Below are 17,690 nucleotides of genomic sequence, written 5' to 3' on the forward strand. Positions count from 1 at the left end.
GCTGCTCATGTCCTGTAAAAGCTTGATCACAGTGGATGCGCCATCCGATGAAATACCTGCAGAAACGGTCTACAATAACGACGCGCTTGCGGATGCAGCCGTAGCAGATCTCTACTACACACTTGCCGGTTATTTTGCCGGTAATCTGTTACCTGTGATCAATGGAATGACGGCTGATGAACTGACTACTATCAACGGTAATTATCTCCGCTATGTAAATAACGCGATCGTGCCTACTGATGCACCACTTTTATCTTCCTGGCGGGAGATCTACAAAGTTATCTATGGGGCGAATGCGATGTTGGAAGGACTGGCTACGTCTACCGGATTATCTACTGTAAAAGCCCGTCAACTGAAAGGAGAGGCAAAATTCCTGCGTGCTTTCTGTTATTACTATCTCGTTAACTGCTGGGGAGATGTACCGTTGCTTACTACCACAGATCTCAATCATACTGCGCTTGCGCCCCGTACAGCGGTTGACTCAGTTTATAAACAGATCATTTCTGATCTTAATTATGCATCCCAGCTATTACCGTTTTATTATAGTACAGGAGAAAAGGTAAGAGCCAACAGGTGGGCGGCTACCGCGCTACTGGCCAGGGTATATCTGCAACAGGGCAAATGGGAAGATGCTATCGTGCAATCTTCCCTGGTGATCAATTCAGGTGTTTATACGCCGCTTATTTCGCCTGATAGTGTATTCCTGCGTAATAGCCGTCCCGCTATCCTGCAGATCTGGAGAAGCGAAGGTTATACTTATCCGGGACAAACATTTCTGCCTGCAAATGGTAGTTTTTCTTTCTATCCTTTCACGGGAGATTTTATGCAGTCGTTCGAGGCGTCAGATAAGAGAAAGGATAGCTGGATGCGGGCCTTCACATATGGCGGAGAGACTTACTACAATTCTTATAAGTACCGGAACAGGACTGCGGCGGCACCAGGAACAGAGGAATACCTGATGGTACTGCGGATAGAAGAACAATATCTCATCCGTGCGGAAGCATTTGCGCATTTGAACAATCCCCGCGACGCTATTAATGATCTGAATGTAATACGTATAAGGGCCGGGCTACAGCCATTGTCGGACACTGTGATCAGAGATTCCGCGCTGACGCTGGTAGAGCGGGAGAGACGTACGGAATTATTTACTGAATGGGGCGACCGCTGGTTTAGCCTGCATCGTACCGGCCGGCTGGATGAAGTGATAAAAGCTTTGAAGCCGGGATGGAAGCGGACTGCAGCATGGTATCCTATTCCGCAGGAAGAGCGGAACAGGAACCCAAATCTGACACAGAATGATGGATATCAGTAACGGATCTTTATGCCGTAAACATTGTCGGTACAATGTATCACTAACTTATCTCCGTGAACGAATAACTGATTGATCTTTGTTCTCGCGGGAATATCGAGATAAATACTACCCTTATATTTGTTCGTACGAAGATCGTATTGATCTATTACACAACGTTCCTGAAATAATTGTTCATCATCATTATCGGCTTTTAACTTCGCCTGTACGAACAAGGTGCTGTTATGCACGCAGCTGAAACCATTCACCATCTGGTCCGGTCCCTGGTTCATATAAACATTTTTGTTGGCCATTGTAGTGGAAATACTAAACCTGGATACTGTAAAAGTATCGATTGTAGCGCCTTCACTGATCAGATGCAGGGCACTGTCAAATGTGAAATACCTGTTGCTGTAATAATGAACATATGTGAACAAGCCACTAGTTCTGTCGTAGTTCAGCGAGCCATCTGTGCTCATTCCACCGTCACGATATAACGTGGACAATCCTTTTTCAGTGAGAGCACTGTCACCGTCCAGTGTAACACGTGTGAACAGCTGGTCTTTTTCTTCCAGGTCCAGCTTGCGCAGCATAATATGTTTACCATCGCGTAAAACATGTGCCTGAGAAAATCCGCCAGCAATAAAAGTAGCATATGCTCCCGCTGTAGTATCGATGGTCCTGCTTGTTCTGCTGATAGCCGGGATGTTATAGCCGTATACAAAGAAATCCTTGTTATTTACCTCAGTAAAAAAGTAAGTGTCCATAGAGTCTTTTAAAGATTGCCGCAATGAGATCTTAAAAGTATCTATTGGTGCGCCCGGTTCAAGGGACGTAGAAAGCAGGGTAGCAGGATCATTAGTGGAGAAATAAAAAATGCTGTCAGCTACTCCTGCAATATCCAGGATCTCATCATGAGTAGGTATCGTGATGTAAGGAGTAAGAGCAGTTGTTTGCAGATACTGTCGTCTGAACCCGTTTGCCTGTTGGTTAGGCGAAGGTGCAGTGTAAACGAGTGTAACAATGATCAGGAATGCCGCGAGTAATAGGGACGACAGGTAATAGATTCGTTTTCTCATAATAGTTGAAAGCATAACAGAAAGCCTTGTATACAAGGCTTTCTGCTGAAACAATTGATCAGGTTTTTCTGATGATAGTGACGTTACCATCAAGGCTTACTGCACATTGAACGTTGTTTGGTCCCGGGCAGTAAAGGATTTTAACGGTAGTACTGGTACCGGTTACAATGGTGTCGTCATTGAGCATCCATTGCGTGTCCGCTTTCATTTTCCCCGCAAAAGCACTTCCTGCTGCGCACAGGGCAGCGAAAAACGCTAAAGATAGTGTCTTTTTCATGGTGTGTTTTATTGAATATAATACTCGCCTACTCTGTTCTGCAGGTTTTCGGCTCCCCCTTTATTATTGCCGTTTGTTTCAGAAATAAGAGAGTTTATTGTGCAGGTGTGTGTCTGTCCTGCATCAGTACCCCAATAGTTGATAATATGACAAAGACTATATTAAAAACAATGTGTGCGTTCCAGGAAAGATGCTGTAATACGCCTCCGCAGGAACATGGAATAAAGTAACTAAGCCGCAACATAGCTACCAGGTAAAACGTGAAAAGGCTGAGCAGGAAGAATGACAGGTAAAAGCCTATCAGCCGTGTACGGGGATATAAAAGAAAGCCCGCAATAATTATTTCCCCTATGGGTAACGCCCATACTATTACAGGAGCATATAAGGTAATAAATGGCGATTGTCCCAGTTGTCTTCGGAAAGTATCATAATCCAGCAACTTGCTTATACTGGTGTAAACGAAAAGGAATACCAATAAGGCAGAAAGAATGTCTAATAACAGTTTTCGTGACATAGGATTTAACGCTTCTCCAATATAGGATAAATTTTTAAATCATTTAAAGTATTTTATAAGAGCGTTTAAAGTATAGTATAAACATGTCGCAACTTATATCATGTCTTTTGCAACATCAGGGAAGTGCTCCTGTAAATAATTACTGAAGATAGAGATCAGCTTCTTTACATCTGATTCCATGGTGTTCAGTTTACTCCATATGTGTAGCTGATGCGCGCGGATATTATCGTAATTAATGGCATTGATATCGGGTTCATTCAGCCAGGCCTGGTGTAAGGCCAGCTCACTCTTTAGTGCTTCAAAGCGGGTATCCAGCTGGAGGAATGCCGTATGAAAATATTCCAGCCTGTCCAGCAGTGAGCGATCGAAATGATATTGCAATATATGTGCAAGCTGTGTTTTTAGCGCGATGTTGCGGTTCTCCAGCACCGCCAGTTGTTTTCTGAACGTTGTTAATTCATTTAGCAGACCTTCCATTTACAAAACTATCTTATCTTATATAAAGGTAGATAGTTGGGTGCCTGCTACACAGGACCTGCATCAGTGTGAAAACTGATTTTTATCATCAATTGACGAGGTTCGCGAGTTTCTGTTCATTAAGGATGGTAATAACGCCTTGTTTTATTTCCAGTAGTTTCTCATCGCGGAAATCGCCGAGTGTGCGTATCATGGATTCAGTGGCGGTACCTGCAATGGTGGCAAGGTTTTCCCTGGAAATATCTATTGAAAAAGGCTGGTCAGTGACGTGGTGGTATTTCTTTTTGAGAAAGAGCAGCGCCTCTGCTACTTTTTTGCGTAGGGAACTATAAGCGAGGTGTAAAAGTTGTTGTTCTTTCTCCGTGATATTTTTAGCCAGCAGGCGGATAAACTGTTGGGCTACTTCGCGGTTATTGTTGATCAGCGTTTCGAAGTCTTCACGGGGAATAGCGGTCAGTTCACAGGCTTCCAGTGCTTCTGCATTCTCGTGGTAATTGCTTCCTTCAAGTAAGGCCACATACCCCAGGAATTCGCCTGCACTGTACAGGTTCACCGCCAGCTCTTTACCGTCGTTATTGACCTTGTATGTTTTAACGCGGCCTTTTTCAATATAATAAAGGCTGGTAGGTCTATTACCTTCCTGGTAGATCAGTTGTTTCTTTTTATACCTGTCTGTATTACCCTCTTCCATTAATTTCTTCAGAGGATTAGCGCCTGTAGCTGTTAACAGCAGTTGTTGTATTCCTTCCATATCTGCAGGTAGTACCTGTTTTTTAAGTTCTGATTTTTTTAACCGGCTTTCAACGGCATTCAGCAGATCAGTGCCGCTGAAAGGTTTTGTAATATAATCATCGGCACCCATTTCCATACCTTTCCGGAAATCTCCCCGCTCACTTTTAGCGGTAAGGAAGATGAAGGGAGTATCCTCCACCTGTGGGTGTTTCTGTAGTAAATGTAATACCCCGTATCCATCCAGCACAGGCATCATAATATCGCATACGATCAGGTCCGGCTGATGTTCCAGCGCCATTTCCACTCCCGTTTTCCCATTTTCGGCCGTAATGACTTTATAATTGGCCAGCTCCAGGATCTCGGCGGTGTTATCGCGAATATCGTCATTATCTTCTATCAGCAGGATGGTTTTCATTATCATTTTTATTTATAGCTTATAGCCTACAACTGTTGGAATGTAACAACAAAGGTGGTGCCTTCATTCAGTACACTTTCGCAGCGAATATTTCCATTCATCAATTCTGCATATCTGCTTACAATATGTAAGCCAAGACCTGTTCCCTGGATATTGCTTACGTTGGCGCCTCTGAAAAAACGTTCAAACAGGTGCTGCTGGTCCTCCTGTGAGATACCGATACCGGCATCTCTGACCTTCAATATTACACCATTTCCTGTATGTTCAGTATGCACCTTTATAACAGTATGTGTCCCAGAGAATTTGATCGCGTTTCCCAGCAAATTTAGCAGGATGTGCTTTAACAGGGAAGGGTCGAGGTGTACGGAAGCAGGTCCCTGATGTTCGTAGACGATCTGTTGTCCTTCCCGGACGATATCCTGCAATTCCTGTATCGTACTATTGATATGTTGTTCAATATCAAATGTGCTGCTGCGCACCTGTACGCCACCTTCTTCTATTTTACCGACGGAAAGAAAATCATTGAGTACTTCCGTGAGTAAGGTAACGGAAGAAATGATGCGCTGGATATGTTTACTGCGTTTCGCCTGGTCGGCCTCCGTGGTATATTGATTGACCAGGAAGGCGGAAGAAAGGATAGTACTGAGCGGTGTCCGGAACTCATGAGACGCCATCGATACAAAACGTGATTTCAGTTCGCTGAGTTCTTTTTCTTTATCGAGCGCGGTCATGACCTCCTGTTTGGAGTGTTCCAGTTGTTCGAGTGCATTGGTCAGCTGTTGCGTACGTTCGCTGATCTTATTTTCCAGTTCATTGTTGAGTCGCTCGATCTTCTCTTCCGCTTTCTTTCTCTCTGTAATATTATTGATATAGGCGATCACGAAGGAGCCTTCTTCATGCTCATATTGACTGAGGCTGATCTCCACAGGGAACTCTGTACCGTCCTTTCTGACAGCGAACAGGTCGAGGCCAATTCCCATAGGACGGCTCTGTGGATGATGGTTATAATGGTTACGATGACCGACATGCCGGTTACGAAATTGCTGCGGCAATAGTTGTTCAACGTATCCTCCTACCAGTTCTTCCCGTTCATAGCCGAATTGCCTGAGTGCAAAATCATTGATCAGTACGATCTGGCCCTGCTGATTGGTAACAAGTATACCAATACTGGCATAATTGAACAGCGCTTCGAAGCGCTGCAATTCCTTGTTATATTCCTTCTTATAGATACTGTTACCAGAGAACATTGTCATCAGCTTGTTGAACCACGTCTTCATATCATATACTTACCGTGAACAGAATGTGCCGTAAATATACTTTATGGACTGTAAAATTCCTTCCCGGGAGTATACCGTCATATGATGGTGGTCAACCGTTGGCCTGATAATGATCATTTTTCCGCTACGTTCCGCTCCAACCATCTCGAGGCCAGGGCAATCCAGGCCAATGCGGCTTTATTTCCAGGCCTCAGTCCGTATCCATGTCCTCCTTTGGCATAGAGGTGCAGTTCCACGAGCACTTTAGCGTCTCTGAGTGCGCCAGCCATCACCAGGGCGCTATTGGCATAAGGATCGTCCGCGGTGGCAAACAGGAAAGTACGGGGAGTATGTTCGTTTATCTGTAGTTCGGGTGTAATACTGTGATTGGCGCCCTGGTCAAGATAGGCAGGGTAAATCAGCAGGGCAAAATCAGGACGGGCGGAGCTGCTGTCGCTGGCGTCAACAGGAGTATAAGTACGCTTGTTGTACAGTGTGCTGGCCCTGGCACTCAGACTGCCTCCTGCAGAGAAGCCCAGTACGCCGATCTTTTCGGGGTTCAGCTGCCATGCTGCTGCCTTGCTTCGAACGATGCGGATAGCGCGCTGTACGTCCTGTAACGCGCCTTCCTGCTTCTGTGGCACGCGGTACTGCAGCACAAAGGCCGTATATCCCTGTTCATTGAGCCAGCGGGCTATTTCATAACCTTCGAGGTTAATGGCAAGGATCTGGTAGCCGCCGCCGGGGCATACAACTACAGCCGCTCCATTCGCTTTGCCCTTTTCGGGTGTAAAGACCTGCATGAGGGGATCTGTAACATCCGTAAGGCGCACGACTCCTTTGCTGGTATCTGAAGTCGGAACAGCCGCTTTTTTAGGACCGGTCTCTCCGGGTACTGCCCCCGGCCATAAATGGATAATGTCCTTTTCCTGGGTCTGCGCGAAGGCCTGCATAGCTATTATTGATAAAAAGAGTGCACAAAACAGATTTTTCATATCATGGGTCATTTGGGAAAACAAAATAGTAAAAGAATAAGTATTTCGGAATAAAGACGAGGAGCAATAAAGGTTAAATTTTTAAGTGAGCTGTAACCAAATGTATATGTTGTGCGTTAATGTTACAGTTCTCTTTTCATAACAGGAGAGAGGCTTAAATTAAATTTTCATGAGAAAACCACTAACCTTCATTGCCCTGGCGGTATTCGCTATGGTTGGATGTAGCAAGAAGAATGCACCTGCGCAGGATTGCGTAAAGTATGAGAAAGTCAATGTATCCAGGATCGACAAAGCATCATCCGGTACAGATGGCGCCACCACTGTTTATTTTAATGTAAATAATGGCTGCGGACAGTTTCATAAGTTTAATGAAAAGAAAAGCGGTAATACACGTACCATCACTGTAGAGGCAGTATATAAAGGATGTATGTGTACGATGGATATTCCTGAAAGGAAAGCGGCTTACAACTTCACAGAAAAAACACCCGGTACTTATTACCTGAAATTTGTCTCCGGAGAAAATGATTATCAGATAGATACTGTTATTGTTAAATAAAGCGAAAGGCGTCTCTTCAACGGGACGCCTTCTTTTTGTATGATTATTTCAATATGTTTTTTTGCCCCCTTTATTAAATAACGGATTATATTCCTAATTTAGAGCTCGCCATATCGGAAACCGTGTTTGAGAACAGTGAAACCCGCTATACCTGCAATCAGTCAGTTGTTTATGTAAGTAGTACTGGAATTAGCTATTTCAGATAGAGAGTGCTTTTTTTATTTCATAACCCGAATCATTTAACCATTACAAATCTCAATCCTTCAGAATGTTAAGACATTTAAACCAACGACGTCTGGGCGTAATACTTATTACTGCCATTATTTTTTTATTGCCGGCTGCCAGCTTTGCACAGACCAGGGTATCCTGCCTGGGCGCCAGTGTTGCGGCGGGGTATGGTGTAGCGCCTTCAGAGGCATATCCGAGCCAGTTAGGGCTTATTCTTGGGAGTGGCTTTAACGTGAGCAACTTTGGAGAGAGCGGCTCCACTTTGATTGAAAGAGCAGATTTTCCCTATGTAGAACGGCCGAATTATCCGCGTGCCCTGGCTTCCAGTCCGAACATAGTGACCATTGAACTGGGTTCAAATGACAGTAAACCTTATAACTGGGCCTTTAAGGCGGACTTCATTGCGGACTACAGCAAACTGATTGACACTTTCCGTTCATTGCCTTCGCATCCGGTTATCTATATCTGCTTGCCGGTGCCTGCGTACTCCAGCAATTTCGACTTAAGTAACGAGATCATTTCGAATGAAATGATCCCACTGATAAGGATCATCGCTGCACAGAAGAATGTGCGCCTGATCGACCTCAATACACCGTTACAGAATCATCCTGACTGGTATCAGAGTGATGGCATCCATCCTAATGCCACAGGCGCCCGTCGTATTGCAGAAGTAATAGCCACTGAGCTGGCGGCACCAGCTAATCTGACAGCGGCTGTTATTTCAAAAAATCAGATCAATCTGAACTGGACCGACAGGACCAATGAAACAAATTTTAAGATCCAGCGTAGTACTGATAGCCTTACCTGGACTGATCTTGCTACTGTACCTGCCAATACGACCAGCTACCAGAACACAGGACTGACCGCTACTACCCGTTACTATTACCGGGTGTCTGCAACGATCTCTATCGGTAGCTCCAGCTTTTCTAATGTAGTATCAGCGTCAACTGCAGCAGGTGCACAGATACCTGTTATCACCAGTGGAACAACGGCTACAACTACCGCAGGCGCTTCTTTTCAGTATAGTATCACTGCAACGAATTCCCCGCAAAGTTATAATGCTACCGGCTTGCCGGAGGGACTTAACATTAATAGCCAGACAGGTGTGATCAGTGGAAGGTCTTTGTCGTCCGGTCTTTTTAATGTCGTAATATCAGCCAGCAATGCCGATGGTACAGCTTTTAAAAATCTGCAGCTGACTATTAACATACCAGCAGCGCAATTGCCTTTTAATGGTACTCCGCTTATAATACCGGGCAAAATTGAGACGGAAGAATATGATAAGGGCGGACAGGGCGTTGCCTACAGTGATGCGGATAGCACTAATAACGGTGGACTGTTCAGACCATCCGAAGGTGTGGACCTTGAAGCCTGTTCCGAAGGCAGCTACGATCAGGGCTACACACTTGCCGGGGAATGGGCTAAATACACAGTGAATGTTACAGCTGCCGGCTCATATACATTGCAGGCAAGAGTAGCGGCTCCCGGTGTTGGCGGACTTTTCCACGTAGAACTGGATGGCGTAAATATATCAGGTGCATTTGTAGTGCCTAATACTACCGGGTATCAGACCTGGGGTACAGCAACAGTAGTTACGCCGGTATTGTCTACAGGCAAACACGTATTACGTGTGATCATCGATGCCGGTGGCTTTAATATCAATTACCTGAACTTCACTGTAAACAATCCTGTGATACAACATCCGGACACCCTCAGAGGTGTCATCGTTACTCCTCTAACCGATACAGTGAGGGCGTTGTTTAACCCGACCAGCTTTGCTGCAACAGGCTTACCTGCCGGTTTAAGCATCAATACAAGCACAGGAGTTATTTCCGGCATACCAACCCAGGCCGGCAATTTCAGTGTAAATCTTAGTGCAACAAACATCAGCGGTACCGGATCAAAAACTGTCATCTTCGCTATTCAGGGAACTACGCCGTTCAAAGGCTCACCTATCAATCTTCCTGGTAAAGTGGAAGTGGAAGACTATGATCTCGGCGGACAGAATATCGCCTATAATGACTTTGACGCTAACAATCACTCCGGTCAGTACCGGCCTACAGAAGGAGTGGACGTAGAAGGTTGCGGTGAAGGAGGATATGATATCGGAGGTATCTCTGCCGGAGAATGGGAGAACTATACAGTTAATGTTACACAGTCGGGTACTTACACTTTACAGGCCCGCGTAGCGTCACCAAATTCGCAGAAAAGCTTCCACGTAGAACTGAATGGTAAAAATATCTCTGGTCCGATCAGCGTACCCAACACAGGTAACTGGCAGATATACCAGACAGTAGCAGTAATGACGCCTGCACTGACTACAGGTAAGCAGACATTACGTATCGTGATGGATTCTGACGGTTTTAATATGAACTACCTGACGTTTGTAAGCAATGATAATCCTCAGGCAGGCTTCGCATTGCCAGGCCGTGTGGAAGCTGAAGACTATAGCAGCATGTTCGGCATACAACTGGAAGGTACCGGCGATATAAACGGTTCACAGAACGTTGGTTTTATCGATGCGAATGACTGGATGGATTACAAAGTAACTGTGCAGACAGCAGGCGCCTATAAGTTCAACTTCAGGGTAGCCAGCCCCGGCGGTGGACAGCTTCAGCTTCGTACGGGCAGCGCCACACTTGCTACTGTAAATATTCCTTCAACCGGTGGTTGGCAAACATGGCAAACATTATCTGCTAATGTAAACCTGCCGGCAGGTAACCAGACTTTACGCATTTTTGCCAGCGCTGGTGGCTGGAATATCAACTGGTTTGAAGCAACACAGGATTCAAGCAGCCGTCCTGCGGCGCTTGCGTTTACGTCTCTTGATAATATGGGCTTCGATAAAGAAAGCGATGTGGCTGTTAATGTTTATCCAAATCCTACGGAAGGCGTTTTAACGGTTGATCTGCCTGAATTAAAGACGAAAGGGAAGGGGACGTATATTGTTTATAATAAGGTTACGGGATTGCAGTTTACAGTGCCTTCTTATAACAATGTACTGGATGTGAGCAGACTACCTTCAGGTGTGTATGTTGTTGGTTTTAATGTGCATCAGAAACGTGTGCAGAAGACGTTTGTGAAGTTGTAGGGATTTAGGATTTAATATTTTATAAAAAAGGGATGCCGTGTTTTAATGTGGCATCCCTTTTTTATAATAGCTTTAAACGTGATAATTCTAGTACCTGGCGGTATTTCTGAGCCGTTGTAATAATTCTTCAGGAACAGGATATTTAGGCAACGTTGCAACTGCATCTTCATGCTTTTGTCTTACGAATAGTTCTTCAAGAGTCATGCCCGGTTCACGTGGGACAATAATATCAGCTTTTCTTAATGATTTTCGAGTTCTTTTTGAGGCTACATTTTCCATGAATGTTTATTTTGAAGATTTATTGGAAACTTTTTTCATGTTTTTTCTGTGTAGGAATTCTTCTGGGATAGGACATCGTGCTAAAGTTGCTTTTGCCTCTTCATACTTTTTCTTTGTAAATGGATCTTGTAATGCTTCTTTGAGCGTCATACGGCGTACCGGGCGATCCAATGAGCAATTGTGTTTAACAGACTTTCGAGTTTTTGTCTCTTGTTTTTTTGAGATTACTGTTTCCATGAATGATGAGTTTAAAAATTATTGTTTTGAATGATTTCTTGTACCGAGAAAAGCACTATAAGAACGGTTTTGCGTGAACCCTTGCCATTTGTCATTTTGAAGTCCCAGGATGGTAAATTGCGTAGTAATGTCACTCCAGTATTTGGTGATACAGATTCTATATAGCCTTGTTCTTGACGGAGTACTACCTGTTGCATATATAGATGAATAAGGATGATCCAAAGTAAAAACGTCTACGACTGCTGCTACTGTTGCTAGTATCATCTCATGGTCGTTGTTTCTGGAATTAACAGTATCAGATATTTTGTTTGTATCCTTATCCTTTTCCCCAAATGAAAGATTATAGCAATTATGATCGATAAGCACAAAGCGTATAGTCTTTCTAATAACCCCTTTTGGACCAATGCTCGTAAATTCATATTCAGTTACCTTTTTTGTTTTTGAGGTCATTGTAAATAAATAATGATCTAAATGCATTTCACAGGTTTTAACATTGACAATGGTTTGTTCATTCTGAACATATGACAATAAAAAACGCGCAGCCCCTGACTAGTTACTAATCAGGGGCTGCGCGTTTTCTATATCACTAAGTTACACCTTTTCCTATGTCCTCAAAATTTTCTTCAAACTTTTTTTAAAAAAAGAAGGGATGAAGTGCGAAACCTCATCCCTTTTTTCTTCCATCTTAAATCCCGAAAACTAATAATTATATCCCTTCCGCTTGTACATCCAGATGTTTCTCCAGCCATCACCCTGCTGTGCCAGTGTGAGTTCGTCGGCAGTAAGTTTTACTATCACGTAAGTAACTTTACCACCGAGGCTGATATCACTACCTGTTATCTTCAATGTCTTATTTAAAGTATCGAGTTCAAATAGTGCTTTCTTCGCAACACCTGCATGTGTGAAGGTATAATTCTTAGAGCCGTTTAGATCAAAGGTCATTTCATCCGCTGCGACGCCCTGTTCAGTGAGATAAGCTATGCCGTTCTGCCACCACTCAGGTGCTGTTGCTCCGCCGGAACCATTTCCATAACAGATGCCTCCGGGAATGTCTGATGCCCATACCCATGTTTTGCCTTCCATTGCATTGGCCAGCAGGTTCCACATAGGACTGGCAAAATATTCAGGATCATTTTCTGAAACAGATATATTCGTAGAATCAACTAATGGTCCGCCGGGCGTATAGATAGTGTAGCGGATCGTATAGTCGCCCGCGAATGGCAGGTTGATGGTGTCCTGTTTCTTTTTAGAGAAACCACCGGTATATTCCCAGTATGGGATATAACTACCAGCGGTGAGACTGTTCAACATTACTATATTGTCATGTCCCTGTTCCTGTGTAACGGAAAATTTCACGTCACTTTTCGGAATGGACGGTCCGGCCAGGCTTTCTTCGTCTTCCTTTGTACAGGATACCAGCATGGCCGACAGTGCAAACAGGGATAAGGTGATAAACTTTTTCATAATGCAGTTTTTTGAATGAATCGACATTAGTTAGCCCAGCCGGGATTTTGTTTGTAAGTACCGCTTGATAAATTGATCTCCTGTTCAGGGATCTTGAACAGTCCCATTGTTTCAGTACGGAAACCTACATCGAACTGGTTGTCACTAACGTCATTGTCTATAGCTGTTTTGGCAACGTTTAAACCCTGGCGTAACAGATCCCAGTAGCGTAATCCTTCCAGTGCAAATTCCAGGCGGCGTTCTTCCATGATCAACTTTTTACCATTGGCGTCTGCAGTCAGTGTTTTACGGCTGGTGGTGTTCAGGAATGCCCTGTCACGCACCTGGTTGTAATAGTTCTGGGCTTTGGAAAGATCGCCGTCAAGGTTCAGTTCTGCAGCCATCAGTAATACATCGGAATAGCGGATGATCACATCATCAAAATAGTTGTCGATCTGGAAATTGCCTCCCTTGCTATCTGCATTGCCATCGTTCAACGGCATGTATTTTTTCCAGAAGTAACCGGTATACTGCGACTGGTCGCCAATAGCATAGCCGGTAAGATTTTCATCTTCGATAGAAATGATGCTGGCATTTCTGCGCGTGTCAGCGCCATCGTAGGCATTCCATAGTTTGCTGGTTACAGTACCGGCACCCCAACCTTTGTAATAAGGATTAAGTACCTGACTGCGGATACCTATATCCACCTGCATGCGGTTGCCATTATGCTGGTCCCAGTTGCCCAGGCCTTTGTAGGTAAACTTGATAGACCAGATCGTTTCTTTATTGTCTTCACCTGCAAAGGAACGGCCTGAAGCCTGCCATAAGCGGGGGAAGCTATCTACCAGCCCATAACCGCTTGCGTTAATGATATTATCAAGATAGCCTAGTACCTGCGTTTTGTTAACAACACCTGCCAGGTCCGGCTGACTGTAATAGCCGGTATAATACAGGTATACACGTCCCAATAGGGCTTGTGCCGCCCATTTGGTAGCCCGGCCATAGTTGTTTGGTGATATGCCCTGGTAAGCAGTAGCAGGCAGATTATTGGCTGCGTATTGCAGGTCTTCCGCTATCTGTTTATACACCTCTGCAGGAGTGGCCTGTGGCATATTGTATTCAGACACTGTCAGCGGTTTGGTAGCCAGTGGAATATTACCGAATACACGGACCAGGTCAAAATAGAAGTATGCTCTCAGGTAACGGGCTTCTGCGACATAAGTGGCTTTAAGTGTGCTATCGGCACCCCAGTTAACACCGTCAATCTTAGACAGCAACACATTGGCCCTGTAGATGCCGGTATAATATTTCTGCCAGATGCCCAGGTTCATATTAGACGCCTCCTGGAAGCGGTCCCATTGTTTCCATACCAGGTCAGAGGTACCGCCACCTCCGAAGCAGTTATCACTGGCCAGTTCGGATACAAGATGGATGTTATCATAATCACCGATATTCAGTTGATTATATACCGCTACCAGTGCCTGTAAGGCCTGTGTGGGCGTCTGATAGAAGGAGGTTTCCGTCTGTTCGTCGACAGGGGAAAGCTCCAGAAAATCCTTGCTGCAGGCAGCAAAGAGTGCGATTGCTATGATGGATGCGAAGATCTTTTTCATGTGGAATGATTTACCGGATTAGAATTTAACGTTCAGACCTACCAACACTGTTTTAGGTTGCGGATAAGTACCCAGGTCTATGCCGGAAGCCCAGCCGGTCGGGCCATAACCTACTTCAGGATCTACGCCTTTATAAGGAGTAAAGGTGAACAGGTTAGTGGCTGAAACGTACAATCTCAGCTGCTGCAAAGGCAATGTGTGTAATACCTTTTTGAAATCATATCCAAGGTTCAGGCTTTTTACACGCAGGAAAGATGCATTGTGCACATACAGGTCGGAAGAACGGATCCAGTTCTGGTTCAGTTCTGCTCCATCTGTTACGCGCGGTAAACGGTTAGAGCTTCCTTCACCTGTCCAGCGACCCAGTATTTCAGTCGTATAGTTGCTGAGCGGACGGGAGAAATCATGTGTACCATCCCATATCTGGTTACCATAGTTACCGTACAGTGATGCGGAGAAATCAAAACCTTTATAACCCAGGTTGATGTTTAAACCATAGGTGAACTTCGGATAAGGATTACCGATCTGTGTCTGGTCTTTGCTATCTATGATACCATCGCCATTCAGGTCCTGGAAACGTACATCACCGGGGAGTGCGTTAGGCTGTATTTTCTTTCCATCTTTAGACACATATGCGGCCACTTCATTTTCATTCTGGAAGATGCCCGCAGTTTTATATCCGTAGAAATATCCCATTGGGAAACCCACCTGTGCACGGTAGAATTCAGGCATACTTGCAAAAGTGATAGCAGTTGCACCGTTGATGATCTTTTCCCGGTTAGGGATATCCGTGATCTCGTTACGATTGATACCCATGTTGCCATTGATGCCTACTGTCAGATCGTGGAAGGTATGATTGTAACCCAGTGAAATTTCCACACCCTGGTTACGTACATCACCACCATTGATCAATACTGTAGCCGCACCGGAAACGGCAGGCACGTTAACAGGTACCAGCCAGTCTTTGGTGGTTTTACGATATACATCTACAGTCAGGTTGAAGTCTTTAAAGAAGTGTGCATCGATACCTACGTTGGCCTGTTCTGATGTTTCCCATTTCAGGTCAGGATTGGATATTTTGATAGGAGCTGCACCGATAAAAGGAACATCTCCGCTACCAAAATAATAACCCAGATATTGCGTGGAGATGGTTGATAAATACTGATAATATCCGGTGGGGAGGTTACCATTTTGTCCCCAGCCTGCACGTATTTTCAGGAAGTCAAGCCATGTTGGTTTAAAGAAGTCTTCGTTAGTGGGTACCCAACCAACAGAGAAAGAAGGGAAGTTCGCCCTGCGGTTATTAGGACCAAAGCGGGAAGACGCGTCCGATCTCACTACTGCGGTGAACATGTATTTGTCGGCATAAGAATAGCTGATACGTCCGAAGTAAGAATAGATCGTTGCGGAGCTGTCAGCTCCAAAGATCCGTTGGGTACTATCTGTCGTACCATTGTCGATAACAGCGTTATCAAGACCTTCTTTAGTCAGATCTTGTTTGTAACCATACAGGTAAGAGGTTTCAGTTTTGTTCGAGTTCATACCTGCCAGTACGCCTACGCTATGTTTTCCTAATTCACGCTGGTAGTTGATGGTATTGTCCCAGTTCCAGCTGTGCGTACGGTATATGCCTTGTGTAGCACGGGAATGTTCATTAATAACGTTGGTAGACAGGTTGTAAGTCGGCAGGTAACTTCTTGCATCCCTGTTGCTGATATCAATACCGAAATCGGTACGTACAGTCAGTCCCTTGATAGGCGATACCTGCAGGTATGTATTACCCATGATACGGTCTGTCTTGTCTTTATTCTGATTCTGATAATCCAGTGTTGCTACAGGGTTCGCTTCTTCCACATTGAAGTTGGATTTAGCATAGTTGCCATTGGCATCATAAACCGGGAACAACGGACTAACAGTGAACACAGAGCGTATAGCGTTACTATAGATATTCCCTACACCGATACCCCTTTTACGAGATTGAGTGTAGGTCAGGTTTTCACCGAATATGATAATGTCTTTGTACATCTTATGCTCACTGTTCATACGGAAGGAAAGCCTGTCAAATCTTGACTGGTCCTTTAATCCGATAATACCTTCCTGTTCAGTGTAAGCAACAGAGGAAGAAAATACGGAGGTTTCGTTGCCACCTGCAAAAGCCAGTGAATGGTTTTGCATAGGTGCTTTTTTATTGTATATCGCTTCCTGCCAGTCAGTACCCTTACCCAGTTTGCTTAACTGGTCTACAGTAAAGTAAGGAACGGAGCCTGAGTTAATGGCCATCTCATTCATGATCACGCCATAGTCATGCGCATTGAGCAGAGACACTTTATGTGAAGGATTCTGCAAACCATAGTAGGAGTCGTAGGATATTTTCATATTTCCTGCACGGCCCTTACGTGTGGTGATCAGTACAACACCATTGGCAGCTCTCGCGCCGTAGATAGCTGAAGATGCCGCATCTTTCAACACGTCCATAGCAGCAATATCGGAGGCGTTCAGGTAGCTGATGTCGTAAGTAGGTACACCATCCACAATATATAATGGGTCTGCATTACCAACAGTGCTTGTACCACGGATACGTACTTTCATGCTTTCGCCCGGTTGTGCGGAAGTAGCCGTGATCTGTACGCCGGGTGTTTGTCCCTGTAATGCCTGATCCACACGCAGGGCATGGTTCTGTTCCAGCTGCTGGGTATTGACATGGTCAATTGCACCTGTCACCAGTTTCTTCTTTTCAGTACCATAACCCACCACTACTATCTCGTCCAGACCGGTAGCGCCTTCAGAGAGATTTACATTGAGCGATGTTTTTCCTCTTGCGGAGATCACTTGTTTGCTGAAGCCTACCAGTGTTACTTCCAGAGAATCGCTATCACTCACCTGTAAATTAAAGCCGCCGTTGGCATCGGTAATAGCGCCGTTATTGGTGCCTTTGATACGCACGCTGGCGCCAGGTAGCGGGCTGTTGTCCTTACCGGTAGTCACCTTCCCGGAAAGGGCTCGTTTAGCTGTTTGTGCCATCGCCACGTTCACGGGCAATAACATCGTTATTAGCAGCAGGCTGCTTAATCCGCATGAAACGGGGATCATGCAGGCAGTCACAAAATCTCTGATTTTGTAAGCAGTTTTCATAATGTTAGAATGTTAGTTTACGGGATGTATTATCTGATGGTCATACGTGAATACTATTCACAACGTGTTAATTGCTAA

16 protein-coding genes are annotated in these 17,690 nt (G+C 44.8%); 3 read left to right on the forward strand and 13 right to left on the reverse strand.

Translation table 11 applies throughout. The annotated features are described in order from the left end of the window. The first annotated feature begins 7 nt into the window (after positions 1-7). A complete protein-coding gene (locus C7475_RS15530) occupies positions 8-1,312 on the forward strand; it encodes a RagB/SusD family nutrient uptake outer membrane protein (RefSeq protein WP_158286514.1) in 1,305 nt (434 codons plus the stop codon). Here the strand turns inward: C7475_RS15530 and C7475_RS15535 are convergent. The 7 genes from C7475_RS15535 to C7475_RS15565 all read right to left on the reverse strand — a co-directional run bounded on the left by C7475_RS15535 (position 1,306) and on the right by C7475_RS15565 (position 7,033). Further along, positions 1,306-2,367, reverse strand: a complete 1,062-nt coding sequence (locus C7475_RS15535) for a hypothetical protein (RefSeq protein ID WP_110054307.1) — start codon at positions 2,365-2,367, stop codon at positions 1,306-1,308. The genes C7475_RS15530 and C7475_RS15535 overlap by 7 nt on opposite strands. Positions 2,368-2,425: 58 nt before the next feature. After that, positions 2,426-2,644 carry a hypothetical protein gene (locus tag C7475_RS15540; RefSeq protein ID WP_110054308.1) on the reverse strand — a complete coding sequence of 73 codons (219 nt, stop codon included), beginning with the start codon at positions 2,642-2,644 and terminating at the stop codon, positions 2,426-2,428. Between the two features lie 94 nt (positions 2,645-2,738). Next, positions 2,739-3,158 (reverse strand): MauE/DoxX family redox-associated membrane protein, encoded by a 420-nt coding sequence (locus tag C7475_RS15545; RefSeq protein WP_110054309.1) that lies wholly within the window; start codon positions 3,156-3,158, stop codon positions 2,739-2,741. A gap of 93 nt (positions 3,159-3,251) precedes the next feature. Continuing rightward, a complete protein-coding gene (locus C7475_RS15550; RefSeq protein WP_110054310.1) occupies positions 3,252-3,635 on the reverse strand; it encodes a hypothetical protein in 384 nt (127 codons plus the stop codon). Between the two features lie 88 nt (positions 3,636-3,723). Continuing rightward, on the reverse strand, positions 3,724-4,782 hold the full coding sequence (locus C7475_RS15555; RefSeq protein ID WP_110054311.1) for a response regulator: 1,059 nt from the start codon (positions 4,780-4,782) through the stop codon (positions 3,724-3,726). Between the two features lie 26 nt (positions 4,783-4,808). Then, positions 4,809-6,059 carry a PAS domain-containing sensor histidine kinase gene (locus C7475_RS15560; protein WP_110054312.1) on the reverse strand — a complete coding sequence of 417 codons (1,251 nt, stop codon included), beginning with the start codon at positions 6,057-6,059 and terminating at the stop codon, positions 4,809-4,811. Between the two features lie 113 nt (positions 6,060-6,172). After that, entirely contained in the window at positions 6,173-7,033 is an 861-nt protein-coding gene (locus tag C7475_RS15565) for an alpha/beta hydrolase (RefSeq protein WP_110054629.1), read from the reverse strand. Positions 7,034-7,202: 169 nt separating this feature from the next. On the opposite strand from C7475_RS15565, the gene C7475_RS15570 reads away from it, so the two are divergent. Together C7475_RS15570 and C7475_RS15575 are read left to right on the forward strand one after the other, a co-directional pair. Then, entirely contained in the window at positions 7,203-7,589 is a 387-nt protein-coding gene (locus C7475_RS15570; RefSeq protein WP_110054313.1) for a hypothetical protein, read from the forward strand. Between the two features lie 268 nt (positions 7,590-7,857). Further along, a complete protein-coding gene (locus C7475_RS15575) occupies positions 7,858-10,908 on the forward strand; it encodes a carbohydrate-binding protein (protein ID WP_110054314.1) in 3,051 nt (1,016 codons plus the stop codon). 87 nt (positions 10,909-10,995) lie between these two features. Here the strand turns inward: C7475_RS15575 and C7475_RS15580 are convergent, their stop codons facing one another. From C7475_RS15580 to C7475_RS15605, 6 genes are all read right to left on the reverse strand, one after another. After that, positions 10,996-11,187 (reverse strand): hypothetical protein, encoded by a 192-nt coding sequence (locus C7475_RS15580; protein WP_110054315.1) that lies wholly within the window; start codon positions 11,185-11,187, stop codon positions 10,996-10,998. A 6-nt stretch (positions 11,188-11,193) separates the two neighbouring features. After that, positions 11,194-11,424 carry a hypothetical protein gene (locus tag C7475_RS15585; protein WP_110054316.1) on the reverse strand — a complete coding sequence of 77 codons (231 nt, stop codon included), beginning with the start codon at positions 11,422-11,424 and terminating at the stop codon, positions 11,194-11,196. 18 nt (positions 11,425-11,442) lie between these two features. Then, complete coding sequence (locus C7475_RS15590) at positions 11,443-11,901, reverse strand: hypothetical protein (protein ID WP_199236241.1); 459 nt, start codon at positions 11,899-11,901, stop codon at positions 11,443-11,445. A 222-nt stretch (positions 11,902-12,123) separates the two neighbouring features. Beyond that, positions 12,124-12,888 carry a hypothetical protein gene (locus C7475_RS15595; protein WP_110054318.1) on the reverse strand — a complete coding sequence of 255 codons (765 nt, stop codon included), beginning with the start codon at positions 12,886-12,888 and terminating at the stop codon, positions 12,124-12,126. 26 nt (positions 12,889-12,914) lie between these two features. Next, positions 12,915-14,480, reverse strand: coding sequence for a RagB/SusD family nutrient uptake outer membrane protein (locus C7475_RS15600; RefSeq protein ID WP_110054319.1), 1,566 nt, complete (start codon positions 14,478-14,480; stop codon positions 12,915-12,917). Between the two features lie 18 nt (positions 14,481-14,498). Then, a complete protein-coding gene (locus C7475_RS15605) occupies positions 14,499-17,612 on the reverse strand; it encodes a TonB-dependent receptor (RefSeq protein WP_110054320.1) in 3,114 nt (1,037 codons plus the stop codon). Positions 17,613-17,690 lie beyond the last annotated feature (78 nt).

Source organism: Chitinophaga sp. S165 (assembly GCF_003182155.1).
Classification (GTDB): domain Bacteria; phylum Bacteroidota; class Bacteroidia; order Chitinophagales; family Chitinophagaceae; genus Chitinophaga.